Annotated in this window: 25 protein-coding genes; 19 read left to right on the top strand and 6 right to left on the bottom strand. The window is 32.9% G+C overall.

Annotated features, from left to right (window positions below; all coding sequences use genetic code 11):
* Nucleotides 1–195: 195 nt before the first annotated feature.
* Nucleotides 196–1,197, bottom strand: a complete 1,002-nt coding sequence (holA, locus tag ACN0WY_RS16100; protein WP_417801016.1) for a DNA polymerase III subunit delta — start codon at nucleotides 1,195–1,197, stop codon at nucleotides 196–198.
* Between the two features lie 206 nt (nucleotides 1,198–1,403).
* On the opposite strand from holA, the gene ACN0WY_RS16095 reads away from it, so the two are divergent.
* From ACN0WY_RS16095 to ACN0WY_RS16080, 4 genes are all read left to right on the top strand, one after another.
* Nucleotides 1,404–1,847 (top strand): type I restriction enzyme HsdR N-terminal domain-containing protein, encoded by a 444-nt coding sequence (locus ACN0WY_RS16095; protein ID WP_417801015.1) that lies wholly within the window; start codon nucleotides 1,404–1,406, stop codon nucleotides 1,845–1,847.
* A gap of 5 nt (nucleotides 1,848–1,852) precedes the next feature.
* The gene (locus ACN0WY_RS16090) at nucleotides 1,853–2,401 is read left to right on the top strand and encodes a nucleotidyltransferase family protein (RefSeq protein WP_417801014.1); all 549 of its coding nucleotides are present in this window, start codon (nucleotides 1,853–1,855) and stop codon (nucleotides 2,399–2,401) included.
* A gap of 285 nt (nucleotides 2,402–2,686) precedes the next feature.
* The gene (locus ACN0WY_RS16085; RefSeq protein WP_417801013.1) at nucleotides 2,687–3,316 is read left to right on the top strand and encodes a hypothetical protein; all 630 of its coding nucleotides are present in this window, start codon (nucleotides 2,687–2,689) and stop codon (nucleotides 3,314–3,316) included.
* A 322-nt stretch (nucleotides 3,317–3,638) separates the two neighbouring features.
* Entirely contained in the window at nucleotides 3,639–4,637 is a 999-nt protein-coding gene (locus tag ACN0WY_RS16080) for a glycosyltransferase family 2 protein (RefSeq protein WP_417801012.1), read from the top strand.
* Here the strand turns inward: ACN0WY_RS16080 and ACN0WY_RS16075 are convergent.
* The 3 genes from ACN0WY_RS16075 to ACN0WY_RS16065 form a co-directional block, all read right to left on the bottom strand.
* Nucleotides 4,629–5,297: a ceramidase domain-containing protein gene (locus tag ACN0WY_RS16075; protein WP_330487315.1), complete on the bottom strand. Its 669-nt coding sequence runs from the start codon at nucleotides 5,295–5,297 to the stop codon at nucleotides 4,629–4,631. The two genes, ACN0WY_RS16080 and ACN0WY_RS16075, sit on opposite strands and share 9 nt — an antisense overlap.
* 83 nt (nucleotides 5,298–5,380) lie before the next feature.
* Nucleotides 5,381–6,001: an L-threonylcarbamoyladenylate synthase gene (locus tag ACN0WY_RS16070; RefSeq protein WP_330487316.1), complete on the bottom strand. Its 621-nt coding sequence runs from the start codon at nucleotides 5,999–6,001 to the stop codon at nucleotides 5,381–5,383.
* Between the two features lie 3 nt (nucleotides 6,002–6,004).
* Nucleotides 6,005–6,505, bottom strand: a complete 501-nt coding sequence (locus tag ACN0WY_RS16065; protein ID WP_330487317.1) for an IS1096 element passenger TnpR family protein — start codon at nucleotides 6,503–6,505, stop codon at nucleotides 6,005–6,007.
* Nucleotides 6,506–6,563: 58 nt separating this feature from the next.
* On the opposite strand from ACN0WY_RS16065, the gene ACN0WY_RS16060 reads away from it, so the two are divergent.
* Genes ACN0WY_RS16060 through ACN0WY_RS16050 form a run of 3 tightly spaced genes read left to right on the top strand, consistent with a single transcriptional unit; the run spans nucleotide 6,564 to nucleotide 8,864 of the window.
* A complete protein-coding gene (locus ACN0WY_RS16060; protein WP_330487318.1) occupies nucleotides 6,564–6,980 on the top strand; it encodes a PaaI family thioesterase in 417 nt (138 codons plus the stop codon).
* A 1-nt stretch (nucleotide 6,981) separates the two neighbouring features.
* Nucleotides 6,982–7,830: an alpha/beta fold hydrolase gene (locus ACN0WY_RS16055; RefSeq protein ID WP_417801011.1), complete on the top strand. Its 849-nt coding sequence runs from the start codon at nucleotides 6,982–6,984 to the stop codon at nucleotides 7,828–7,830.
* A complete protein-coding gene (locus ACN0WY_RS16050) occupies nucleotides 7,827–8,864 on the top strand; it encodes a chorismate-binding protein (protein ID WP_417801010.1) in 1,038 nt (345 codons plus the stop codon). The genes ACN0WY_RS16055 and ACN0WY_RS16050 overlap by 4 nt, the downstream gene beginning before the upstream one ends.
* A gap of 378 nt (nucleotides 8,865–9,242) precedes the next feature.
* Here ACN0WY_RS16050 and ACN0WY_RS16045 read toward each other — a convergent pair whose 3' ends face one another.
* Entirely contained in the window at nucleotides 9,243–9,605 is a 363-nt protein-coding gene (locus ACN0WY_RS16045; protein WP_125068090.1) for a PUR family DNA/RNA-binding protein, read from the bottom strand.
* 83 nt (nucleotides 9,606–9,688) lie between these two features.
* Nucleotides 9,689–11,443 carry an ABC transporter ATP-binding protein gene (locus ACN0WY_RS16040; RefSeq protein WP_330487321.1) on the bottom strand — a complete coding sequence of 585 codons (1,755 nt, stop codon included), beginning with the start codon at nucleotides 11,441–11,443 and terminating at the stop codon, nucleotides 9,689–9,691.
* A gap of 155 nt (nucleotides 11,444–11,598) precedes the next feature.
* Between ACN0WY_RS16040 and ACN0WY_RS16035 the strand changes: the two genes are divergently transcribed.
* The 12 genes from ACN0WY_RS16035 to ACN0WY_RS15980 all read left to right on the top strand — a co-directional run.
* Nucleotides 11,599–12,699 carry a Glu/Leu/Phe/Val dehydrogenase gene (locus tag ACN0WY_RS16035; RefSeq protein WP_330487322.1) on the top strand — a complete coding sequence of 367 codons (1,101 nt, stop codon included), beginning with the start codon at nucleotides 11,599–11,601 and terminating at the stop codon, nucleotides 12,697–12,699.
* 77 nt (nucleotides 12,700–12,776) lie between these two features.
* Entirely contained in the window at nucleotides 12,777–13,715 is a 939-nt protein-coding gene (gene nusB / locus ACN0WY_RS16030; protein ID WP_417801009.1) for a transcription antitermination factor NusB, read from the top strand.
* Nucleotides 13,716–13,754: 39 nt separating this feature from the next.
* Nucleotides 13,755–14,222 (top strand): DUF1573 domain-containing protein, encoded by a 468-nt coding sequence (locus tag ACN0WY_RS16025; protein WP_330487324.1) that lies wholly within the window; start codon nucleotides 13,755–13,757, stop codon nucleotides 14,220–14,222.
* A complete protein-coding gene (gene yajC, locus ACN0WY_RS16020) occupies nucleotides 14,222–14,542 on the top strand; it encodes a preprotein translocase subunit YajC (protein WP_417801008.1) in 321 nt (106 codons plus the stop codon). Before ACN0WY_RS16025 ends, yajC begins: the two co-directional genes overlap by 1 nt.
* 81 nt (nucleotides 14,543–14,623) lie before the next feature.
* Nucleotides 14,624–15,553: a hypothetical protein gene (locus ACN0WY_RS16015; protein ID WP_417801007.1), complete on the top strand. Its 930-nt coding sequence runs from the start codon at nucleotides 14,624–14,626 to the stop codon at nucleotides 15,551–15,553.
* Nucleotide 15,554: 1 nt separating this feature from the next.
* Nucleotides 15,555–16,145 carry a dephospho-CoA kinase gene (gene coaE / locus ACN0WY_RS16010; protein WP_417801006.1) on the top strand — a complete coding sequence of 197 codons (591 nt, stop codon included), beginning with the start codon at nucleotides 15,555–15,557 and terminating at the stop codon, nucleotides 16,143–16,145.
* A gap of 109 nt (nucleotides 16,146–16,254) precedes the next feature.
* Entirely contained in the window at nucleotides 16,255–17,820 is a 1,566-nt protein-coding gene (locus tag ACN0WY_RS16005; protein ID WP_330487328.1) for a HAMP domain-containing sensor histidine kinase, read from the top strand.
* A gap of 11 nt (nucleotides 17,821–17,831) precedes the next feature.
* Entirely contained in the window at nucleotides 17,832–18,530 is a 699-nt protein-coding gene (locus ACN0WY_RS16000) for a response regulator transcription factor (RefSeq protein ID WP_125068104.1), read from the top strand.
* A 126-nt stretch (nucleotides 18,531–18,656) separates the two neighbouring features.
* On the top strand, nucleotides 18,657–19,553 hold the full coding sequence (locus tag ACN0WY_RS15995) for an ABC transporter ATP-binding protein (protein ID WP_330487329.1): 897 nt from the start codon (nucleotides 18,657–18,659) through the stop codon (nucleotides 19,551–19,553).
* A gap of 9 nt (nucleotides 19,554–19,562) precedes the next feature.
* Nucleotides 19,563–20,411, top strand: coding sequence for an ABC transporter permease (locus ACN0WY_RS15990; protein WP_330487330.1), 849 nt, complete (start codon nucleotides 19,563–19,565; stop codon nucleotides 20,409–20,411).
* Between the two features lie 49 nt (nucleotides 20,412–20,460).
* Nucleotides 20,461–23,310, top strand: coding sequence for a T9SS type B sorting domain-containing protein (locus tag ACN0WY_RS15985; protein WP_417801005.1), 2,850 nt, complete (start codon nucleotides 20,461–20,463; stop codon nucleotides 23,308–23,310).
* 77 nt (nucleotides 23,311–23,387) lie between these two features.
* On the top strand, nucleotides 23,388–24,820 hold a 1,433-nt coding region (locus tag ACN0WY_RS15980), incomplete at its 3' end, for a PKD domain-containing protein (RefSeq protein WP_417801004.1).

Raw genomic sequence — 24,820 nt, 5'->3', positions numbered from 1 at the left:
AACGTATATCATAACCTTACTCTACGCTTTTTTCTTTCTGGTTTTTATTACTAAATTTAAACAATTGCTAACTTAAGTTGTGTATAAGCAATAGCGGTTCAAGTTTGCACTTAAACCGCTTTTTGTGTTAAATTAAGTATACTGTGTACCAAAAGGTAGTTGCGTTTTATCTGCTACTACTCTTATACTTGACCGTTAATGCAACATCTTAAACAGTAATTCTTTTAAAATATCAGCATGGGTTTGGTTAGCTCCTACCCCTTTGCTTTTTACATCGGCATCGCGTAGTAAGGCAATAATTTGAGATACTTTTCGCATCGGGTAATTACGGGCTGCGTTTACGTAATCGTCCACAAAATACGGGTTTACCCCTAAGTTTTTAGCAACCGAAGCTTTCGATTTGTCTTTTAATCCGTGGTATAGTAATAACTGTGTAAAAAAGCTATTGAGTAAGGAAATGGTCATTACCAACGGATTGTTCTTTGGATTCTGCGCAAAATAATTGATGATTCGGTTCGCTTTTACCACCTCTCGCTGTCCTACTGCTTTACGCAGCTCAAAATTGTTAAAGTCCTTAGAAATCCCAATATTTTCTTCAATATGCTTATCGGTAATAATGGTTTCCGAAGGCAATACTGAGGTTAGTTTATCTAATTCGTTGCTAATCTTGCTTAGGTCAGTTCCTAAAAACTCTACCAACATTTGTGCAGCTTTCGGTTCGATGTTAAACTTTTTTCCGCCCAACACCTGACGAATCCAATCAGCTACTTGATTTTCGTATAATTTTTTACTCTCGTAAATGAGTCCGCTTTTGGCAATAGCTTTGTACGCTTTTTTCCGTTTATCAAGCTTTTTGTATTTGTAATTAAACACCAATACGGTACTCGGTTGAGGATTGGCTGCATACGACTCTATTTTATCGATCGTACGGCTTAAATCTTGGGCTTCTTTAACAATAATCACCTGTTTTTCTGCCATCATTGGAAAACGTTTTGCCGACGATACAATTTCCTCTATCGACACATCACGGCCGTACATGACAACTTGATTGAATCCTTTTTCAGATTCATCCAACACATTGCCTTCAATATAATCTGAAATTTTATCGATGTAATACGGTTCTTCTCCCATTAAAAAATAAATGGGTTTGATGTTACCTCCTTTGATATCGGATATAATCGTTTTAATTTCGTTCATATGTCTTTCTTCTGCCTTCTTTTGGTCTTGTTATTTAAAATGTTGTAGCTAAGTATTCATTCCTTAACAACACTCTTGGTGATTTCAACGGAGTGATTTTATGAGCGACAAGAAACCCTAAGGTTCAGCGAAGCTAAATCTCAACAATAATGTTTCGTCATACTGAACAACGAAAAAATAACTTATAATTTTCTTACTTTTGGTTTATGCAAAATCTCAACCTTCCTAGCTATACATTCAAGCTCAAAAGTAACGAAAATAAGACGCTTATTTTTGATAATTTGAGAAAAAAATACATGGTATTAACTCCCGAAGAATGGGTGCGTCAGCATGTTGTACAATGGTTAATTCAAGAGAGAAACTATCCTGTTTCATTGATTGCTATTGAAAAACAATTGGTTATCAACAACCTTAAAAAACGTACCGATATTGTGGTTTTTGCTTCAGACGGACATCCGAATATTATTGTAGAATGTAAAGCACCACATATAAAAATTACCCAAGATACCTTTGATCAGATTGCGCGTTATAACTTAAAACTCAATGCCAATTACCTCATCGTAACTAACGGACTGCAACACTTTTTTTGTATGCTCGATAAAGAGAACGAAACTTATGTGTTTTTAAGAGATATTCCTCACTACCTATAAGTTTTATGAAAGCAGATTTTACCACTGAATTCATAAGCATTATTGAAAACGACACTTGGATGCTACACATTCTTGAAACCGTTCGTAACCTACACCTTCCCGATTGTTGGATTGGGGCTGGTTTTGTTAGAAACAAAATTTGGGATTACAAACACAATAATAAAAAAACTTCTTTAAACGATGTTGATATTATCTATTTTGATAAAAGCGACATTACTAAAGCTCGTGAATTTGTCCTTGAAGAACATCTCAAAGCTATCAATCCCTCTGTGAATTGGTCGGTAAAAAATCAAGCAAGAATGCATGTTCGTAATGGTCATTCACCTTATAAAAACTGTTACGAAGCTATTTCTTACTGGCCCGAAACAGCCACTGCAATTGCTATTCAGTTAAACTCTAATAATCAAATTAAACATATTGCTCCGTATGGTTTAGAAGATGCATTTAATCTTGTTGTACGACCTACTCCAAATTTCGATTTAACAACATATCACAACAGAATCGCACGTAAAAAATGGGACGATACATGGAAGATGTTGGTCGTTGAAGAGTAAAAGAGTACTCGCCTCATGAAACTCCTCCTCCTTTGCCGTTCGGAATGACAAAACTGTACCTCATTTCGAAAGAGGTTACGACTGAGAAACCTTAAACAGGTAAGTTATTCTCCTCATTAACTCCCTCTATTACACTCTCAATGACGCTAATTTCTTTAATGACTCTCAACATATATTTAAACACAAAAAATTATACACTTATAACATTTGTTTATCTTTTTTACTATCAAATTCTTAAATTCACACAACAAAACAACTTTATACCAAACTTTAAAAATTGATTTTATGAATAACTCTATTAAATTAAACTTTATAAACAGGTCTAATGATGCTAACAACAGTGATGTTGTGATTTTTCAAAAGAACGTTGCAAGCAGTTTTGATGAACGTCCTACTGTATGGAAAGTAATTAAAAATCCAAGTCACGAGGAAAGCCTCCCTATTAATTATTCTACTAACTTTCAAGTTGCTGCTGTTGATTCTTACGGAAACTACACACCTCAGTTAACCGCTTATGATGGAAGTGTTTTTGAAATGGTTGAAAATGCTTCTGGACATGTTTTACAACTCTCTTCAATTTCCGCAGTAATGGATGGCGAAGTAGCAATACGAAACAACCTAACACGAAGCGCTATTGATGCTAATTGTTATAAAGATAGTAAGCTATTAGCTATAAAAACTAATCTTGCTCCAGGTCAAAAAGCTGTTTTTAAATTCAATCCTAAACTTTACATAGGTGTTGCTTCTAACATTGAAGAAGGAGAAATTCTTAATTCAGCTATTATTTCGGAAATAAATACAGAAATAAGTTTATTGAGAGTCATTAGTGCTGATATTGTAATGACTGGTGGTGGTTCTCAACCCTTTTGTTTTAGCTTGGAAAATGCAATATATGAACCTGAAAAATCAGAATAGGAGTTCCGCAGTTTACTGGAGTTTAACTTTGTTGAACCTTACTGTTTCTCCCCTACAGTCGGAATGACGGGAATGCAAAACGTCATAGCGAGGAGGAGTAAAGACATGTCTACCTCTTTCAACTAAGAGATTGCTTCGTTCCTCTCGCAATGACCAAGCGCAATTATGATTTCGAACTGGAGCCTAACGGAAGGAAAAATCCTAAACATAAGAATTGCTCACCTTATGAGATTCCTCCTCGTACCTCGTACGGAATAACGAGACCTAGAATGATTCTTGCTTTTTTAACAGCATTTCATTTAGAAACTGTAAATTTGCCGTCTTGAAAACAGCAATCGTCATATTAAACTGGAATGGGAAAAAATTGCTTGAGCAGTTTTTTCCTTCTGTCGTAAATTTTAGTTCTGAAGAAGCGGAAGTATATGTAGCAGACAATGCTTCTACAGATGATTCTATTGCATTAGTTAAGCAGCATTTTCCTACTGTAAAGATTGTACAAAACTCAGAAAATGGTGGGTATGCCAAAGGTTACAACGACGCCTTACAACATATTGATGCCGATGTATATTGTTTGGTTAATTCAGATATTGAGGTTACTAGCAACTGGTTAACTCCCATTATTGATACTTTTAAAAAGGAACCCAACACTGCTATTATTCAACCTAAAATTTTAGATTTTAAAGATAAGTCTAAGTTTGAATATGCAGGTGCTGGTGGTGGTTTTATTGATGCTTATGGGTATCCGTATTGCCGCGGTCGATTGTTTAGTGACTTGGAAACAGATAACGGACAGTTTAACGATACTACCAAAATATTTTGGGCCTCTGGTGCTTGTTTTTTTATTCGTTCTGAAGTGTTTCATCAACTCAATGGTTTTGACGAGGATTTTTTTGCACATCAGGAAGAGATTGATTTGTGCTGGCGTGCTAACAATAATGGGCATACTATAAAATATGTAGGAACATCCACTGTATATCATGTTGGTGGTGCTACATTGGATACCTTGAACCCTAGAAAAACATTTTTAAATTTTAGGAATAGTTTACTCAACTTGGTTAAAAACTTACCTTCTACGAAATTGTTTCCAATCATTTTTTCTCGTTTGATCTTAGACGGATTGGCAAGCCTTAAATTTTTATTGGAAGGAAAACCAAATCATTTGTTTGCTATTTTAAAAGCTCATTTTAGTTTTTACACACAGCTTTTTAAGTTCATAAAAAAGAGAAAAAAGACTCCCAAAAAATCAAATTACTACGAGCATAAATCTATTGTTTGGCAGTATTATGCCAAAGGAAGAAAAAAGTTTACCGAGTTACGTTAATTCTTGCTCGTCTTTATAGATATAATAGAGTAAAAAGAAAACTGCTATTCCGCCAAAAATATGCCATAACCAATGCGTTCCCATAGGCAGTAACACCACTTTATTATCCAATGTCCTAAATAGTAACGCTATTCCAAATACCATTCCTCCATACATGATATACTTTACGTTTTTCCAATGTGTTTTGTAAGCATACCAAATTAACGGAGTTATCACTGCAAATGCGGTTACTACATACCCAAAAGAGGTTTTATATCCTGGAGGTATTGGTAAAAACCGTGGAAAAATAGCCCCTAAAAGTATAGCAATAACTATCGCTATTCGTTGCCACCCTTTCTTTTTAATTTTTCCTATGAAATAACTAATGGCTCCTAAACATACAACCATAATTGGAACCCAATCTAACAACAACCAAAACTCATGACTTCTTGTGCCGTGAAACATGGTACCTCCTATCCAACTGATAAATATCACAGGGATGGCAAACAAAAAAAATGGATGTTGCTCAGGCTTTTGATAAATTTTTCTTCCGAAGTAAATCAGTAATGCAATAAAAATTAAATTGCTAAAAGTATTGAAAGGTTCAACAGGCAATCTGCCTGCTATGGTTTCTTGATATATTGGTCCGCTGTCGTTAGGGAATCTATCCAGTAAAAACATACATCCTTTTTCTATTCTATACTAAGATAGGAATTGTGTTGTTAATTAATAAGTTGAGTTGAAGATTTCAACTCAACTTATTATTACAAAATATCTAAGCTTCCTTTTCCTTCACGAAGTACTTCTGGCTCATCGGTAGTTAAATCGATTACTGTAGATGCATGGTTATCTCCGTACCCACCATCAACCACAACATCAACAACATTCTGCCATTTCTCAAAAATTAATTCTGGGTCAGTTGTATACTCTAATACTTCATCTTCATCGTGTATAGAAGTGGATACAATTGGATTTCCCAAGGCCACCACAATAGCTCTTGCTATGTTATTATCTGGCACACGAATACCAACAGTTTTACGTTTTTTATAGGCTTTTGGTAGCGAGTTACTACCCGGTAACACAAAAGTATACGGCCCCGGTAAAGCTCTTTTTAAAATTTTGTACGTCGCAGTATCAATTTGCTTTACGTAATCAGACAAATGACTTAAATCGTTGCAAACAAACGAGAAATTGGCTTTTTCAGGTTTTACACCTCTAATCTTAGCTACTTTTGCCAAAGCTTTGGCATTGGTTATATCACAACCTAAACCGTATACCGTATCGGTTGGATAAATAATCAACCCACCATTTTGTAAAACTTTTACAATTTTTTCAATCTCTTTAGGATTGGGGTTGTCGTTATACAATTTTATAAATTGCGCCATGGCTTAGTAATTATCAAAATCAAAATCGTCTAGACTCTCAAAGTTATCAAATTCATCGTCAATTTCATCTTCTAAATTTTTTGAAAGATCTTCTGCTTTAAATTCTTTTTCTGGGGCTTGTTCTGGGATCTCTCCTACAGATAACACCATTTTTGGTTCAGTTATAATTTCCTTTGATTGCTCTATCAACTCAACATAAAACGTCCACATTTGTAAGAAATCATACACATAAATTAGCTTATCGTGTTGTTGTAGTAACGTTTCATGCAAAATACATGTTGCCATTGAAATTCCTTCTCCTGCTTCAGACATATTAAACAGGGGAATTTCTTCTCCTTGATTCCAATCTTCATCGGTACGGTAAAAAGATGCCATTTCTTGTCCGTTAAAACCAAACGCTTTTGCGATAGCAAAATGTAGGTTCTCTAACGACGCTTTTTCGTTTATCAACAGAGTTCGTATTACATCTTCTTTCGTATCTAAAATTACACGTACTTTATACATTCTATCATTTTTTGTCAGTGCAAAAATACGTATTTTTGAGTGATAATTTTTAGTTACCATGAATAAGCAAGCATCTCTTACAGTCTTAAACAGTTACAACAAAAACACCTTGATGGAAACCTTAGCGATAACGTTTGTTGATGTAGGTGATGATTTTATTACTGCTACAATGCCTGTAACTCCTAAAGTACATCAACCTTACGGATTACTACATGGCGGTGCGACAGCCGCTCTGGCTGAATCGGTTGGCAGCTGTGCTTCTGCCTTCTTTTTAAAAGACTCTAATAAAATTATCAAAGGAATTGAGCTGAGCATCAACCATGTAAAAAGTAAGAAAGAAGGACATGTTTTTGCCACTGCAAAAGCAATTCATAAAGGTAGAACAACACATTTATGGGAAGTGAGAATTGTTGATGAAAACGACAATTTAATTTCGCTTTGTAAGATTACCAATATTGTTTTAGACAAACAATAGCATGAAGTTGCTGAAAAAAATCTTAAAAATTACTGGAATTGCTCTCTTTGTGCTGTTCCTTGTTTTGTATTATTTATTTTGGAATTTTTCTGCTCCTAAATCTGATGTAAAAGTACTTGAGAAATTTTCAGGTAACTCTACTCCTATCCTCGCTTATAAAAACTTTAAAGGCTTTGAGTACAGAAAACTTTCAATTATAAAAGATACTACTTTACCAACACTGGTCTTTGTTCATGGAACGATAGGTTCTTCTACCGATTTTATAAAATATATGAAAGACAGTGTATTGCTTAGCAAAGCGAACATGGTTTCATACGACAGAATTGGCTACAATTATCAAGACAAAAATTCGGTTCAAGAAAGTATTGCTTTTGAACGTGACATGTTAAAGAACATTTTACATGATATTCCCCCCCATAAAACAATTCTTGTAGGTTATTCTTATGGTGGACCTATTGCCTTAGCTGTACAAGAAAAAGTTAGAAAGGTAATTTTGCTGGCTCCTGCTGTGTATAGCAAAGTAGAACCCATGCCCTGGTCTTTAAATTTATATAAATGGAAAGTTACTCGATGGTTGGTTCCTCCAATATGGCAAGAAGCAAGTAAAGAAAAGTTATCGCATAAACAAGATTTACGAACTTTTGAAAATCACTGGAAATCTACCCCTAACAGCATCGTGAGTGTTCATGGAACGGATGATTGGATTGTTCCTTTTGGTAATTCCTTGTTTTTAGAAAAACAGTTTCCTAAACATCAGTTGGAGTTAATTCGCGTACCGGATGCTGGCCATGGATTTATTTGGAGTAAATTTGACACGATTAAAAAACATTTAAGACAACAACTAGATTGAGTATTTTTTCAAACATACAAGAAGCTTTTAACAACGAACTTCCTTTCGTTACGTACAAAAAACCTACTACTTCCTTGTTAAAAGGATGGTTTCAACAAAACAGTAACTTAATTACTGCTGACAGTTTTAATGAGAGCGGGTTTATTTTTGCTCCGTTTGACAACAGAGAAAAAGCCATCTTAATTCCTAAAAATCAATCTACTTATATTGAAGAAGAAGTTACTGTTGGTTATGCTCAAACCAACACCACCAATCATGCTCCTGATACCGCTTCCGAAAAAAACCATATACAACTAGTTGAAAAAGGCATCTCTGCTATTAAAAATAAACAGTTTAAAAAGGTAGTTCTTTCTAGAAGAGAAAAGATGGAGTTACCCGATTGCAACTTTATTGAAACTTTTCAAAAACTATTGAGTAACTATCCTACAGCTTTCGTATATGTTTGGTTTCATCCTAAAGTTGGATTATGGTTGGGAGCTACTCCAGAAACTTTAGTTAGCATCCAAGACACGAATTTTACAACTATGGCTTTGGCGGGAACACAAGTATACAACGGGACAACGAATGTTATCTGGCAACCAAAAGAATTAGAAGAACAACAATTTGTAACTGACTATATCGTTGATAGATTGTCTAATATTTCTTCAAATATTACCTCTTCTGGTATTGAAACTATAAAAGCAGGAAAGCTACTTCATTTAAGAACTCTTCTTAAGGGGCAGCTCAAAACCAATACCGCTTCTTTGATTAAAAGCTTGCACCCTACTCCTGCTGTTTGCGGAATGCCTTTAGAAGCTGCAAAACAATTTATTTTAGATAACGAAAATTACCATAGAAGCTTTTATACGGGCTTTTTAGGAGAACTAAACCTGAACGATAAAGAAAGTAATTTATTTGTAAATCTTCGCTGTATGGAAGTTTCTAAAAACACTGTATATATTTATGTTGGTGGAGGAATTACGCTAGACAGTAATGCGGCAAAAGAATGGCAAGAAACAGTAGCAAAAACGACTACCATGAAAAAAGTTTTATAGAAAAAATACCTCACTGAGAAAAGCCCTCAACTCAAAACCAACTTAACCTGCTGTAATTCAGTTTTTTTTATTATATTTAGATAAACTCAAAACTCGCTTATCCTATGAAACAAAAATTACTTAGGATTGACCAGCGTGAAGATAAACTTAATAGTAGAGTGGGTAGAACTTTAACTTATAAGCAGCTGGTTGAATTCGCATCAAAGCTACCAAACAAAATAAAATCGCTTATATAAAATAAAAACCACCAATTGCTGTGCAACAATTGGCAGTTTTAAGTGTAAATTGAATTTGAATTGATTTTTTTCTGCACAATCCAGTCTCTAAACACAAATTGTACTATTTGTGTTTAGAGTTATGCAAAACAGTTTCCTCTGCTTAAATATCATCGAAAGAAACGTCCGTAAAGCTTTCAGTTGAAGTTGCTTCTGTTGCTACGTTTTCTTCTTTTTTGTAGTCTTTTTGATGACGCTCACTAATTACTTCAGATCCTTTTTCGTTAACAATAAAGTCTGTTGCTTTATTCAACATCTCTTTAAAGTCACTAAAATCTTCTTTATATAAGTAAATTTTATGTTTTTGATAATGAAAAGAACCATCATCGTGAGTAAACTTCTTACTCTCTGTCACTGTTAAATAATAATCATCTGCCTTTGTAGATCTAACATCAAAAAAATAGGTTCTTCTTCCTGCTCTTAAAACCTGTGAAAAGATTTCCTCTTGTTCTACTCTCTCGCTCATAATTCGCTACTTAAAATAATAGTTGTTTACTTAAATTTTTCTCAACAAATCTAACAAAATATTTGACTTGACAATACGAAATGCTATATTTCTTTTTCTAAAAGCTGCTGCTCATATAGCTCTTTGTAATACCCTTCTTGTTTTACTAATTGATTATGAACACCTTGCTGAATGATCTTTCCGTTATCGAGTACAATTATTTTATCCGCATTTTTTGCTGACGATACTCTATGGCTTATTATTATCGTTGTTTTATCGCTAGAAACTCGCTCTAAGTTTGATAAAATTCTTTCTTCTGTCTCAGTATCAACAGCCGATAAACAATCGTCAAAAATTAAAATTTTAGGATCTTTTATAATGGCCCTCGCTATAGAGGTTCGTTGCTTTTGTCCTCCCGAAAGCGTAACACCTCGTTCTCCTAAAATAGTTTTATACCCTTGCTTAAAATCGATAATATTATCGTGTATAACCGCATTTTTAGCAGCTTCAATAATTTCTTCTTCTGTGGCGTTTTCTTTACCAAATTTTATATTGTTTTCAATAGTATCTGAAAACAAAAAAGGTTCTTGCGGTACAAAACCAATTTGATTTCTTATATCATATAAATTACAGGTTTTAACATCCTTCCCATCTATTAATACAGTTCCCGATGTGCTATCATACAATCGTGAAATCAAGTTTATAATAGACGATTTCCCACTTCCTGTTTTTCCTAATATTGCTAATGTTTCTCCTTTTTCTACCTTAAAGCTTACCTCTTTTAATGCTGTGATATTCGTATCTTCATAGGTTAATGAAACCTGTTTAAACTCAATACCTCCTTCTACGATAGTTTCTTCTTCATTTGCATTTTCAATTTCAGGAACTTGTTCTAAAAATTCATTTATTCTTTCTTGAGAAGCTTCTGCCTGTTGCACCATTGAAGTTACCCAACCAACCACAGCTACAGGCCATGTTAAAATATTTACATACATAACAAAAGCTCCGATAGCTCCAACTTTAACTTCACCATTGATATATAATGTACCGCCTACATACAAAACGATGATATTACTAATTCCAATTAATAAAATCATTAATGGAAAAAACAAGGCTTGTACTTTATATAAGTTTATATTCTTATCTTTACTCGCATCTGCCAACGTATCAAAATTCTTAATCACAGCACTTTCTATTGCATACGATTTTACTACATTAATACCAGAGAAAAATTCCTGATTAAACGTTGTTAATTTTGAGAGGTATTGCTGAACTACTGTACTTCGTTTGTTAATTTGCTTACTTAAAATAAAAACCGATACCGATAAAACAGGAAACGGTATCATTGTATACAGGGTAAGTTTTGGTGATATTGCATACATTTGAGTAAACCCAACAGCGAAAGAAACCAACATGTTTAACGAGTACATAATGGCTGGTCCAAAATACATACGAACTTTAGACACATCTTCACTAATACGATTCATTAAATCACCTGTTCTGTTTTGTTTATAGAAATTAAGTGATAGTCGTTGGTATTGTTGGTAAATTTCATTTTTTAAATCAAACTCTATTAACCGAGACATTACAATTATGGTTTGACGCATTAAAAATGTAAAAAAGCCACCTAACAATGTTACCCCAATTATGAGTAAAATATTTGTAAAAAGAATACTTTTCACCTCCGATAACTCCGTTATTCTCCCCAACTGATAGTCTTCTACAACATTTAAAGAAGTTAACACATAGTTGGGTACTTTTAACGTAAATATTTTAGCTAATACAGTTATAAAAATTCCTAATAACAACCTCCATTTGTATTTAACAAAGTACTTGTTTAAGTATTGTAATGCTTTCAATTCTATTTTATTATAAAAATTAAACTTTATAAAGGGGTCTTGTTAAAGATACCTTAATTGAGACCTCTTTTTTTGCTTATGTTTTAACGATTTCTTACTTTTGCCCTCGAATTTTTGAGATTGTCCAAATCATCTCAAATTAAAAAACAAAACAAATGACATCAGAAATCATTGATACTAAAGATCTTAAGAATGACCCAGTGTTTGGTCAGCTATCTTTTGACAATCACGAGCAAATCGTTTTTTGCAACGACGAAGATACAGGTTTAAAAGCAATTATCGGTATCCACAATACAACTTTAGGACCTGCTTTAGGAGGTACTAGAATGTGGCAATATAAAAGTGAATGGGAAGCTTTAAATGATGTGTTACGTTTGTCTCGTGGTATGACATATAAATCTGCTGTTACTGGATTAAACCTTGGGGGTGGTAAAGCAGTTATTATTGGTGATGCTAAAACTCAAAAGAATGACGCTTTAATGCGTAAATTTGGTGAGTTTGTTAATTCTTTAAGCGGAAAATACATTACTGCTGAAGATGTTGGAATGGAAACTCGCGACATGGATATCATCCGTGAAGTTACTCCACATGTAACAGGTGTTTCTGAAAGTATTGGAGGTTCTGGAAATCCTTCTCCTGTAACCGCTTATGGTGTTTACATGGGTATGAAAGCTGCTGCTAAATACAAGTTTGGAACTGACAAATTAGCTGGAAAAAAAGTTTTAGTTCAAGGAGTGGGGCATGTTGGTGAAACTTTAGTGAAGCACATTACCGACGAAGGAGCACAAGTTGTTTTAAATGATATTAACGAAGCCCGTTTAGAAGAGTTAAGTAAAAAATATGGTGCAAACGTAGTGTTAGGAAATGACATTTTTGGATTAGATGTTGATATTTACGCTCCATGTGCTTTAGGTGCCACTATTAATGATGAAAGTATTGCTCAATTAAAAGCGAAGGTAATTGCAGGTGCTGCTAACAACCAATTGGCTAATGAGCTAAAACACGGTACTATGTTAAAAGAAAGAGGAATTGCTTATGCTCCTGACTTCTTAATTAACGCTGGTGGAATTATTAATGTATATGCTGAAGTTGTAGGTTATGACAAAGCTGAAAGCTTAAAAAGAACTGAAAACATTTACAATACTACATTAGAAATTTTTAATTTATCAGAAAAAGAAAATATTACAACACATCAAGCTGCTTTCAATATTGCGCAAGCAAGAATTGATGCTCGCAAAAAAGAGCAAAATAGCTAGCTAAAAAATAAAAAAGTTTTACTTTTGCAGAGCGTTAGAAATAGTTTCTATCGCTCTTTTTTTTAAAGTTCTTTAGAATGATTAACAGAAGACATATTCGTGTTAAAGTAATGCAATCGGTTTATGCGATGCAACAATCGCATAGCGATGATTTAGTTAAGGAAGAAAAATTCTTAAAACACAGCATTCAAAAAATGTACGATTTGTACGTTTTAAACCTTCAATTATTAGTTGAAGTACAGAAGTTAGCTCGTAAGAGAATAGCGCTTTCTAAAAAGAAAATACTAGCCACAAAAGAAGAACTCAATCCAAATACAAAATTCATAGAAAACAAGCTTCTAAACTCACTCCATGAAAGTGTAAGTTTGGAAGGTTATGTAGAGTTTAACAAGCTTAACTACTGGGATCTTGATGACGAGTATGTAAAAATCTTGTTAGATGAATTACAAAAAAGTGACCTCTACAAAAAGTATATGGATACCGTAGAAGATTCTTATAATGTAGACAAAGCATTTGTTATTGACTTTTTTAGAGAAATAGTAGCTCCTAATGAAAAATTAGCTGACTATTTTGAAGATAAAATGATTTCTTGGGTTGATGATATTCCATTTGTTAATACTTGGATTTTAAAATCTTTAAACAAGCAAAAAGCAAGTAAGCCTTTTATTTTAGGCAGTTTGTATAAAGATAATGATGATAAAGTTTTTGTTTCTGACTTGTTTACTAAAACAATGCTACATCAACACAAATACGAAGAAGATATCAAAGAAAAAACTCCTAACTGGGAAGCGGATAGAATTGCTGATATAGATATGATTATTATTAAAATGGCGATTACAGAGTTTTTACACTTCCCATCTATACCAAGTAGGGTTACCATTAACGAATATATCGAATTAGCAAAAGATTATTCTACCAATAAAAGTGGTTATTTTATTAATGGGGTTTTAGATAAATTAGCCAAAGACTATCTGAGTTCAAATAAGATGGTTAAAATTGGTAGGGGTTTATTATAATAAATTAGTATTTTTACAACAAACTAAAAATATTTTAAAATGAAGAAAATAGCAGTAATAGTAGCATTGGTTGTTTCTGCAGGAATGTTAGTTTCTTGCGGACAAGGAAATGCTTCATCAAAAGTTAAAAAAGAAAATGTTGAAAACGCAGAAAAAAGGGATAGCTCTATTGGTTTAGGAACTCCTGTTATTTCTTTTGACAAAGAAGAATTTGACTTTGGTACTGTTAACGAAGGAGAAATTGTTAAAACTACCTTCGTAGTAACCAATACTGGTAAGAGTGATTTAATCATTACAAATGCACAAGCATCATGTGGATGTACTGTTCCTGAATGGCCAAAAGAAGCTATTGCTCCAGGTAAAACAGGAGATATTAAAGTTAGCTTTAACACCAATGGAAGAGTTAACAAGCAATCAAAATCCATCACTTTAACAACCAATACTGAAAAAGGTAGAGAGGTTATAAAGATTTCTGGAATGGTAACCCCTAAAAAGAAGAACTCATAATGTTTACAACCATTTTTTTACAAGCGAGCTCACAAGAAAGCTTAATGAACATGCTTCCTTTTGTGGCCATAATTGCCGTTTTTTACTTTTTAATTATTCGTCCACAGATGAAACGTCAAAAAAAGGAAAAACAATTTCAAACAGAAATTAAAAAAGGAGCTAAAATAGTTACCACTAGCGGAATTCATGGTAAAATTGTTGAAATAAACGATACCGATAACACAGTAACCATTGAAACAGGGGCTGGTAAGATAAAGTTTGAGCGCTCTGCCATTTCTATGGAAATGAGTAAAAAATATACAACGGAAATTAAAAAATAACAAGAACATTTTTTATAAAAAAGTGAGCTCATGAGCTCACTTTTTTTGTTTTTTATGTAGATTGCATCAATAAACTATTTCTTGAAAACAACATTTAACATACCTAAAACTTTTTTTGGTTTTTTAACTGCTTCTGTATTTTTTTGGTTACTCATTAACCTATCAAAAGAATATAATACAACCATTGTATATGACGTTGAGTATACACAACTACCACAGCAAAAAACATTAATAGCAACACCAGTAAAAAACCTTTCTTTACAATTAAAAAGCAGTGGGTATAACTTATTAGTTGCCAGCATCACTCATAAACCTATCGAACTGAACATCGACAATGCTTTGAGAAAATCTGGAACCAATTATTACTTTTTATCTAAAAACCTTATTCCTGAAGTTCAAGAACAACTAAAATCTAGTATTGAATTACTAAAAATAGAAGAGGACAGTATTCCTTTAAAAATAGGTATACTCAGTTCAAAAAAAGTCCCTTTAAAACCCAATTTAAACATCTCTTTTCAGTTAGGTTATGATCTTTCAAAGCCTGTAACCATTACTCCAGACAGTGTTTTAATTTCTGGAGATGAAACCTATGTTGCTGAAACCGAATTTTTAAATGTAGAGCACATTACTTTAGAAAACTTATCAAAAAGCATTGACATACACTCTTCAATTATTTTCCCAGAGAACACACAACTTAAATCAAGTCACTCTACAGCTAAAATTAGTATTGATGTAGACAAGTTTACAGAAGGAGAAATAGAAGTCCCTGTGTTTGTTAAAAATGCCCCTAACGGCATTAATGTTTTTCCTAAAAAAGTGAAAGTTATTTACAAAGTAGGTTTGCAAAACTTTAACGAAGTAACCCCAGATTTATTTAAAGTAGAATGTGATTACTTACAAGCAAAAAACAAAGAAGTTAATTACCTAACACCTCAAATAAATGACCTTCCTGAAATAGTTACTTTAGTGAGAATAGTTCCCAATAAAATTGACTTTTTAATATACGAATAAAATGGTAATAGGTTTAACAGGTGGTATTGGTAGTGGAAAATCTACGGTCGTTAACATGTTTTCAGAATTTAAAAATATAGCCGTTTATATTGCTGATGATGAGGCAAAAAAGCTAATGAACACCTCAACTCAAATTAAAACGCAATTAATTGCCGAATTTGGCGAGCAAGTTTACCTAAACAATGAGCTGAACAGACCTTATTTAGCTTCAATTGTTTTTAATAACAAAGAGAGATTAGCCACTCTTAACGCCATTGTACACCCAATTGTTAAGGAACACTTACAAGATTTTATAAAAGAGAACAGCTCTAAAGATTACATCTTATATGAAAATGCTATTCTTTTTGAAAACGGCAGCAATTCTTTTTGCGACAAAATTATCACTGTTACCGCTCCAAAAGATGTAAAAATTAACCGAGTTATAAAAAGAGATAACGCAACCATGAAGGACGTAAAAAACAGAATGAAAAACCAGTGGAACGAGGCTAAAAAAATACTTCAATCAAATTATTTAATTGAAAATCTTACACTTACAAAAACAAGAGAACAAGTCTTAAAAATCCATAATTCTTTAACAAAAAAACTGTGTTAATTTACGCTTTGTTAATCTTTTCTGTTAAAATTATCTTAATTTTATAGTAACTTTGTTAATCTAAGTTAAAAGATTACACCCCTAAATTTTATTAATTTATTTTTGAATAATGGGTAAGAAAATTTTTATTCTCATTGTTGTTTTAATGAGTATTTCCTTAATAGGTATCATCTCTATTCAAGTGTATTGGATTAACGATGCTATCAAAAATAAAAAGGAACAATTTAAAAACAATGTAAAAATTGCTTTAGCTCGTACTTCTGAAAATATCAAAGAAAGAGAGTATTTAGAGTTCAAGCAAAACTATAAGGACTATTTTGAAAATGACAAGCTTAGAACGGAAGCTGAAATAACAACTTTTCTTTTTCAACAAGTTGATACAGTAAGTAAAAAAAAGTTTTCTTTTGGAAGTACGATTTTAGAAGAGAGTATTAAAATGCCTAGTGAGTTTGTGGATAATGATTCTATTGTTATCAAACGATACTCGGGAAAAGAAGATATTTACTTTTCTCAAATAATAAAATCTGAAAGTAAAGATTTCAAACCTTTTTTAGATGAAAGTCGCTATTCTTCTTTCAGAACATATAACAATTGGAATGATGAAGTGATGGAACATGCTTTTAGACGAAGTAAAGCAGTGTTCCCTATCAACCAAAGAATAAGCAATAAAGAGTTAAGCAATACTCTTAAAGAAGAGTTTGCTAAAATGAATATTACGCAAGATTTTAAATATGTTGTTTACGAGGATGGTTTGGCAACGCAATTAAAATCGGGGTACTTTAACATACAGCCAGAAGATATTAATTACCCGTTATTGGAAGATGAAAACGGCAATAGTAAGTACAAGCTATATGTTAAATTTCCTAACGAGAAAAAGAACCTGCTTTCAGGTATGATGAAAATATTGATACTTTCTTTATTTTTTATAGGAATTATCATTGCTGCTTTTTCAACATCGTTATATCAGCTTATACGTCAAAAAAAGATCTCTGAAATAAAAACGGACTTCATTAACAATATGACACATGAGTTTAAAACACCTATTGCTACTATTAACCTGGCTTTAGATGCTATTAAAAACCCAAAAATCATATCGGATGAAGAAAAAGTGAAACGATACGTTCAAATGATTCGTGACGAGAATAAGCGCATGCACGGACAGGTAGAAAATGTGTTGCGAATTTCAAGGTTAGAGAAAAACCAAATTGAAATTAGTAAGGATGCAGTAGATATGCACGACATAATTGAAGAAGCCATTGAACACATTCAACTCTTAACCGACGATAAAAAAGGAAGAGTTACAACTCATTTCGAAGCTATTTCAACCGAGGTTCTTGGAAATCAGTTTCACCTAACAAACGTTGTTGTCAACATGTTAGAAAACGCATTAAAATACTCAGAAAATGCACCAAAAATTGATGTATTTACTGAAAACACAAATAAATACTTTATCTTTAAGATAAAAGATGAAGGCATAGGAATGAGCAGAAACGCTCAAAAATATGTGTTCGATAAATTTTATAGAGAACACAAAGGGAATATACACAATGTAAAGGGACATGGATTAGGCTTAGCTTATGTAAAAGAAATTATAGACAGTCACCAAGGTACCGTTTACGTTGAAAGTGAAAAAGGTAAAGGAAGCACATTTACAGTTAAATTACCATTAATATAAATTATGAAGAAATGGGGAGTAAAAAAATATTATTAGTAGAAGATGATCCTAATTTTGGAACAGTTCTGAAAGATTATTTAGCGTTAAATGATTACAACGTTACGCATGCTAAAGACGGAATAGATGGTTTAATTATGTTTAAAAATGCAGAATACGATTTATGTATTTTAGATGTAATGATGCCTCGTAAAGATGGTTTTTCTTTAGCTGAAGACATTCGTGCTACCAACAAAGAAATTCCTATTATCTTCTTAACAGCTAAAACACTTAAAGAAGATGTTTTAAAAGGTTACCAAGTAGGGGCTGATGATTATTTAAACAAACCTTTTGACTCTGAAGTTTTATTACATAAAATCAAAGCTATTTTACAACGTAAAGAAACTGAAAAGACAAACGATAGTGATGAGTTTGAATTTAAAATTGGGGCGTTTGACTTCAACTCAAAACTACGTCATTTAACTTACAAAGGTGGTGAAGCTCAAAAACTTTCACCTAAAGAGAGTAAGCTTTTACGAATGTTAGCGATTCATAAAAACGACTTAATGCCTCGTGAATTGGCTTTAACTAAAATATGGAGAGATGATAATTATTTCACTTCTCGTAGTATGGATGTTTATATTGCTAAGCTTCGTAAATATTTAAAAAGTGATGAAAATGTTGAAATCTTAAACATTCATGGTGAAGGGTTTAGATTAATAGACAACAAATAAAAAACACATACATCTTAACAACAGTAAAAGACTTCTTGAATTCAAGAAGTCTTTTCTTTTTTATACATTGTAACAATAATTTATATCAATCGTCAAATACATATAATCAACAAAAACCAAAATAGCTTGGAAACAATTTTATCTATTCGAAACCTCGATAAAAAATACGGAAAAGTTCATGCCGTAAACAATCTTTCTTTCGATATTCAAAAAGGCACAGTATACGGAATTTTAGGTCCTAACGGAAGTGGTAAATCTACTACTTTAGGGATTATTTTAAATGTAGTAAACAAAACCTCTGGGAGTTTTAGCTGGTTTAATGGAAACTTATCTACTCACGAAGCTTTAAAAAAAGTAGGAGCTATTATAGAACGCCCTAATTTTTATCCCTACATGAGCGCTGTTCAAAACTTACAACTAATTTGTAAAATCAAAGGGGTTTCATACGATAAAATTGAAGAAAAACTTAAGATTGTCAACCTCTACGAGCGTAGAAATAGTAAATTCAAAACTTATTCCTTAGGAATGAAACAACGCTTGGCCATTGCTTCTGCCCTGTTAAATGATCCTGAAATTTTAATTTTAGATGAACCAACAAACGGGTTAGATCCTCAAGGAATACATGAAATTCGTCAAATAATTAAAGAAATTGCTAAAAACGGCACTACCATTTTACTTGCCTCTCACCTGCTCGACGAAGTAGAAAAAGTATGTTCACATGTAGTAGTTATAAGAAATGGTGTGAAATTATACAGTGGTAGAGTTGATGAGATGACTGCTTCTAATGGATTTTTTGAGCTACAAGCAGCTAACCAAGAAACACTTACGCAGCTTTTAGAAAACCACTCAGCAATAGCAAGTATTAAAGAAGAAAACGGAATGCTAATAGCAAGTTTGGCTTCAGAGCTTTCGGCTTCAGAAATTAATACCTTTTTATTTAATAAAGGAATTTCTCTTTCTCACTTAGTGAAACGCAAACCTAGCTTAGAACAACAATTCTTAGACCTTACCAACAACCAATAAACTTAGACCATGTTACGACTTTTAACTATCGAAATTCATAAATTAAAATATAACAGAGCTAGTAAAGTTCTTTCAATTATCTACTTCGCATTATTAACTTCTATAGCTTTAATTGCCGCAATAAAATTTGATATCGGACCTATCAAATTTCATTTAGCTGAACAAGGAATTTTTAATTTCCCATACATCTGGCACTTTAACACCTTTATGGCAGCTATTTTTAAATTCTTTTTACTACTTGTAATAGTTTCTATGATGGCAAACGAATACAGTTACAAGACTTTAAAACAAAATTTAATTGATGGTTTGAGCAAAAAAGAATTCATTCTTTCAAAATTCTATACTGTTATAGCCTTTGCACTTATTTCTACCATTTTTGTTTTTATTGTTTCCTTAATTCTTGGTGCCATTTATTCTGATTTCAACGAAATCTCTATTATTTTTTCAGATTTAGATTATTTATTTGCCTTTTTTATTAAACTTTTAGGCTTCTTCTCTTTTGGTCTATTTTTAGGCGTCTTAATTAAGCGATCTGCCTTTGCTGTTGCCGCAATGATTGTCTGGTTAATTATAGAAAGCTTAATTAAAGGCTATTTATATTGGACTTTTAGAAATGTAAAAACAGGGATTGATGAAGCTGTAAACTCAATCATGCAGTTTTTTCCGCTAGAGTCTATGGCTAATTTAATTAAAGAACCATTTACAAGATTAGGTGCTGTAAAGTCGGTTGCTAATCAAATAGGAGAAAACTTTACTAAAGATTACTCTGTAAGTTTGTTTAATATTGTAATTGTACTCATTTGGACAGCTATTTTTATTTATTTATCATATGCTTTGTTAAAAAAACGAGATTTATAGAGGGTTTTGTGTAGTTTAGTTGTTTTATTTGTATAATAATTCCATTTAAATGAGAAAACAACTATTTCTGACACTTTTTATCATAGCTTCTGTCTCTTTATACAGCCAAAAAGAAGCTAATGTTTGGTATTTTGGAAGCAATGCAGGTCTTGATTTTAACTCAGGAAATCCGGTTGCATTAAATGACGGGTTATTGAGAACAGATGAAGGTTGTTCTTCTATTTCTGATGAGAATGGTAATCTTTTATTTTATTCCGACGGAATTAATGTTTGGACAAAAAACCACGAGTTGATGCGTTACTCAGCGGGAGGAGTTGCCAATAACCTTGAAGGTAACCCGTCAAGCTCTCAATCTGGCCTAATTGTCCCGAATCCAGAAGACAAAAACATATATTATATTTTCACTGTAGGAACAGATTTTATTGGAAGTCTTCCCTACCCTAATAATCCCGGCTTTCGTTTTTATACCATCGATATTTCTAGAGGCGATGGAGGAGAAATTATTTCTGGTCCCGTTAACCTTTCCGATGGACGAGAGCGACAATGGTCTGAAAAGGTTACGGCTGTTCAAGGAAAAGACTGTAAAGAAATATGGATTTTGTCTATCGTACAAAACACTTTTTATGCTTATAAAATTAATAAAGATGGGGTAGACTCAACTACACCTGTAACTTCACCTTCATCATACTTCTTAAGAGATAAGAGAGGTTATTTAAAGGTATCACCTGATGGAACCAAGGTCGCTTTAGCGGACTTTACAAATGATGGGAGCGGAAGATTAGTGTTATACGATTTTGACAACGCTACTGGTAGTGTTACTTCTAGCGGGCTCCTTCTTACAGACGGACCACTTGATGGCTCACCTTACGGTGTTGAGTTTTCTCAACAATCAACAAAACTATACGCCTCTTTATACCATGAAAACAGTGATTCTTTTAGAGTTTTTCAATACGACTTGTTAGACTCAAATATTGCACAAACTAAAACACAAGTTCATCAAGAACAAGGTTATAGAGGCGCATTACAACTCGCTCCTAACGGAAAAATTTATGCATCTATTCCTGACAGAAGTTATTTAGGAGCCATAGAAAACCCTGAAGACAACCCTACAGACATAATATTTACATCAAATGCTGTTAGTTTAAATGGAGCAAGGTCTTCTCAAGGATTACCGCCTTTTATTCAATCATTCTTTGCTCCTGTAAAATTAATAGACCTAAACACGAATGAAGTTTTAAATAACACCAATCAAATATTTTGTATAGGGGATAATTACGATGTAGCTCCTGAAACAAACAACCCTAGTGATATATATACTTGGTTTAAAGATGGGAAAGAAATAGCCAATACCAGGATTTTAACTATTAATAATACCAGTTTTGGAAGCGGTTTATATGAAATACAAATAGAATCTAATTCATACTGTAAAAAAACATACACTGGCAAAGTTCAAATTACCTTCGAACCTAAACCTACAATACATAAGATTCAGCCTTATATACAATGTGATTTTGACAGCAATCCTATTGATGGTTTTGCTACTTTTAATTTAGACATACTAGCAAGCACTCTGGTGAATGATCTTGCTGATGTTACAATTGATTTTTTTGAAACATCTGACACTAGTTTTTCATCACCAATTGACAAAAATAACTACATTAATTCTGTAGCCACAAATCACTCTATCCTTGTAAAAGTCACGAATAATAATACCCAATGCTATCAAACTGATATTATTAATTTACAAGTAAATCCAACGGGGTTGACTTCATATAGCGATGAATATATTCACGAATTAGATCAAAATGCTGCTAATCCTGATGCTACATTTAGTATAGGTACCAACGATGGTTTTTTTGATTTTTCTTTAAAGACACAACAAATAATTAACGACTCTGGAGGTTCATTATCTGAAATGACTCATGACTTTCAATATTACAGAACAGCAGCTGATGCTGCATTACAAACCAATCAAATTGTAACTCCGTATGAAGATGATTTGTTCTCTAACGGTTCTGATGTATACATACGAATTTCAAACAAAGGAGCCACATCTTGTGAATCAGTGGGAAATTTTAAAATTTTTGTAGAAAAAATCCCTATCCCCCAAGGAAATCCTAATGAAATTATTCTTTGTGTTGATAATCCAAGACTAAGTCCTCAACCACATACCACTCCCTTGGATGCGGATACAGGAGTTGTAACAGATACTTACAAATGGTATTTAGATGGGAAGTTAATCTCTGGAGAAACATCGGCTATTTATAATGCCAATGCTTCAGGAGAATATAAAGTTGAAGCCTATAGAAACCATCCTGAAATACCTACTTCTTACATGGGTTACAATACCTTTTTTGTAAAAGAATCCAATCAAGCATTAATTGTAAGTATCAAATCAGTAGATGATCAAGACAATCCTGACAATAATAAAATTGAAATCACAATAGATGGAATTGGCGACTACGAATACGCTTTAAACAGTACAAATCTCGGTGATTTTGTGAAAGGCAATGAAAACCTTTCATATACATTTACCAACATACCTCCAGGCTTAAATGCTATTTCAATTAGAGATCGTAATGGGTGTGGCATTACAACATCCAACCAAATTTCAACTATTTATTTCCAACGTCATTTTACTCCAAATGGAGATGGTCATTTTGATACATGGAACGTTTTAGGTGTTAACAATGATTATTATGAGGTTGTTAACGTTCAGATATTTAATCGTTTTGGAAAATTAATCAATGAAATTACCGATAAAAATAGTCAAGGTTGGGATGGTGTATACAACGGCTCCACTCTTCCTTCAAACGATTATTGGTACCGTGCTGAGTTAATTGACAGGTATGGTAAAACTCGGAAAAAGACAGGACATTTTTCTTTACTGAGAAAATAGTTTTTTAATAAAAAACTTTAACATATAAATCCCATAGTTTTTTCCTAAATTGCATGTTAGCAAACAGTTAATACGCTATGAATAAATTACTACCTTGTTTTTTCTTTTTTTTCTCTCTTTTTTGCTTTTCACAAAGAGAAACCGATCATTGGTTTTTTGGAAATAAAGCGGGGCTTAATTTTGGTATTGATGTAGTCAATACTCTTACCAACGGGCAAATGATTGCGCCTGCAGGTTGCTCTAGTATCTCAGATAGTAATGGAAATTTATTGTTTTACACCAACGGTAGTGCTGTATGGAACAGCAACCATGAAATTATGAAGAATGGTAGTTTGATAGCTGGAGAGCTAGAAAATTTACAAAACTCTATCATTATAAAGAAACCTCTTACTGAAGACACTTTTTACATATTTACAACAAGAGAAAATAAATCAACCGATCCATTTCTTCCTGTTGGTTTGTTTTTTTCGGAAGTTAGTTTTAAAAACGACCCTTTAGGTGAAGTGACCATACGGTATTCGAGAATTAAGGAAACTGTTACACAAAGAATAACTGCTGTTCATCATAAAAACGGTAAAGATTTTTGGTTAATTACCTTCGGTAAACAATCTTCCGCCAGTAGTAAATATGACACTTTTTCTATATTTAAAATAAATGAAACAGGCCTTATACGATCTCCTATTACTGTACAAGGTTCAGAAACAGTTTCTACTTATGGCGATATGAAAGTATCTCCAAATGGTAAATACATTGCCGTTGCTGATTATATTGATAGATACCTTTACATTTATAATTTTAATAGTGAAACAGGTGAAATTACCTTCAACAAAAGAATTATTACAGACCCAGCTCCTTTAGCTGCAAGGTTTCCTAAGGGGGTTGAGTTTTCTATTGACTCTAAAAAAATCTTTTTTTCATCTGAAAATGGAGATAATAACTACATCTATGAATATCGATTAGAAGGAGGAGATCTTTTTGAATCTAAAAAACTGATTTTTTCTACTAATGCTTATAAAATAGGCTCACTACAATTATCTAAAAACGAAATCATATATGCCGCTTGCCATGATGATAACTTTAATCATGAACAAATTGGTAGCATCGAAAATGTAGCTACTGATCTTCCTACTTTCAATAAAAATACAAGTGTTAGTCCAAATTTTTCCCTAAAAGGGCTTCCTAACTTTGTTCAATCCTATTTTAGAAATAGAATTATTACCGAAAATCAATGTGTCTTTGACATGTTTAACTTTGCTCTTGATTCGTATGCTCCTATTGCTAGTGTAACATGGGATTTTGGTGATGGAAACACAAGCAACCTAATGAACCCTGAACATGCATATACTGCTCCAGGAGACTATATTGTCACTGCTACTATTAACATCAACAGTCAAGACATTCCGCTTTATAAAAAAGTTACTGTTTACCCTTTACCCAAACTGATCCCTAACCAAGAACTTATTCAATGTGACGATGATAATGATGGCGTAAACTTATTTAACCTATATAC

The organism is Tenacibaculum sp., from assembly GCF_048269885.1.
GTDB lineage: Bacteria > Bacteroidota > Bacteroidia > Flavobacteriales > Flavobacteriaceae > Polaribacter.
The sequence above is the reverse complement of the archived record's forward strand: the minus strand, read 5'-3'. Positions and strand labels throughout refer to the sequence as shown.

Excerpts from the sequence above, each read along its gene's own strand:
- holA (WP_417801016.1), bottom strand. The coding sequence starts at position 1,197 with ATGAACGAAATTAAAACGATTATATCCGATATCAAAGGAGGTAACATC.
- ACN0WY_RS15985 (WP_417801005.1), top strand. The coding sequence starts at position 20,461 with ATGAGAAAACAACTATTTCTGACACTTTTTATCATAGCTTCTGTCTCT.
- ACN0WY_RS16025 (WP_330487324.1), top strand. The coding sequence starts at position 13,755 with ATGAAGAAAATAGCAGTAATAGTAGCATTGGTTGTTTCTGCAGGAATG.
- ACN0WY_RS16035 (WP_330487322.1), top strand. The coding sequence starts at position 11,599 with ATGACATCAGAAATCATTGATACTAAAGATCTTAAGAATGACCCAGTG.
- ACN0WY_RS16085 (WP_417801013.1), top strand. The coding sequence starts at position 2,687 with ATGAATAACTCTATTAAATTAAACTTTATAAACAGGTCTAATGATGCT.
- ACN0WY_RS16055 (WP_417801011.1), top strand. The coding sequence starts at position 6,982 with ATGAAGTTGCTGAAAAAAATCTTAAAAATTACTGGAATTGCTCTCTTT.
- ACN0WY_RS16075 (WP_330487315.1), bottom strand. The coding sequence starts at position 5,297 with ATGTTTTTACTGGATAGATTCCCTAACGACAGCGGACCAATATATCAA.
- ACN0WY_RS15990 (WP_330487330.1), top strand. The coding sequence starts at position 19,563 with ATGTTACGACTTTTAACTATCGAAATTCATAAATTAAAATATAACAGA.
- ACN0WY_RS16045 (WP_125068090.1), bottom strand. The coding sequence starts at position 9,605 with ATGAGCGAGAGAGTAGAACAAGAGGAAATCTTTTCACAGGTTTTAAGA.
- yajC (WP_417801008.1), top strand. The coding sequence starts at position 14,222 with ATGTTTACAACCATTTTTTTACAAGCGAGCTCACAAGAAAGCTTAATG.
- ACN0WY_RS16065 (WP_330487317.1), bottom strand. The coding sequence starts at position 6,505 with ATGTATAAAGTACGTGTAATTTTAGATACGAAAGAAGATGTAATACGA.
- nusB (WP_417801009.1), top strand. The coding sequence starts at position 12,777 with ATGATTAACAGAAGACATATTCGTGTTAAAGTAATGCAATCGGTTTAT.
- ACN0WY_RS16060 (WP_330487318.1), top strand. The coding sequence starts at position 6,564 with ATGAATAAGCAAGCATCTCTTACAGTCTTAAACAGTTACAACAAAAAC.
- ACN0WY_RS16090 (WP_417801014.1), top strand. The coding sequence starts at position 1,853 with ATGAAAGCAGATTTTACCACTGAATTCATAAGCATTATTGAAAACGAC.
- ACN0WY_RS16070 (WP_330487316.1), bottom strand. The coding sequence starts at position 6,001 with ATGGCGCAATTTATAAAATTGTATAACGACAACCCCAATCCTAAAGAG.
- ACN0WY_RS16005 (WP_330487328.1), top strand. The coding sequence starts at position 16,255 with ATGGGTAAGAAAATTTTTATTCTCATTGTTGTTTTAATGAGTATTTCC.
- ACN0WY_RS16000 (WP_125068104.1), top strand. The coding sequence starts at position 17,832 with ATGGGGAGTAAAAAAATATTATTAGTAGAAGATGATCCTAATTTTGGA.
- coaE (WP_417801006.1), top strand. The coding sequence starts at position 15,555 with ATGGTAATAGGTTTAACAGGTGGTATTGGTAGTGGAAAATCTACGGTC.
- ACN0WY_RS16095 (WP_417801015.1), top strand. The coding sequence starts at position 1,404 with ATGCAAAATCTCAACCTTCCTAGCTATACATTCAAGCTCAAAAGTAAC.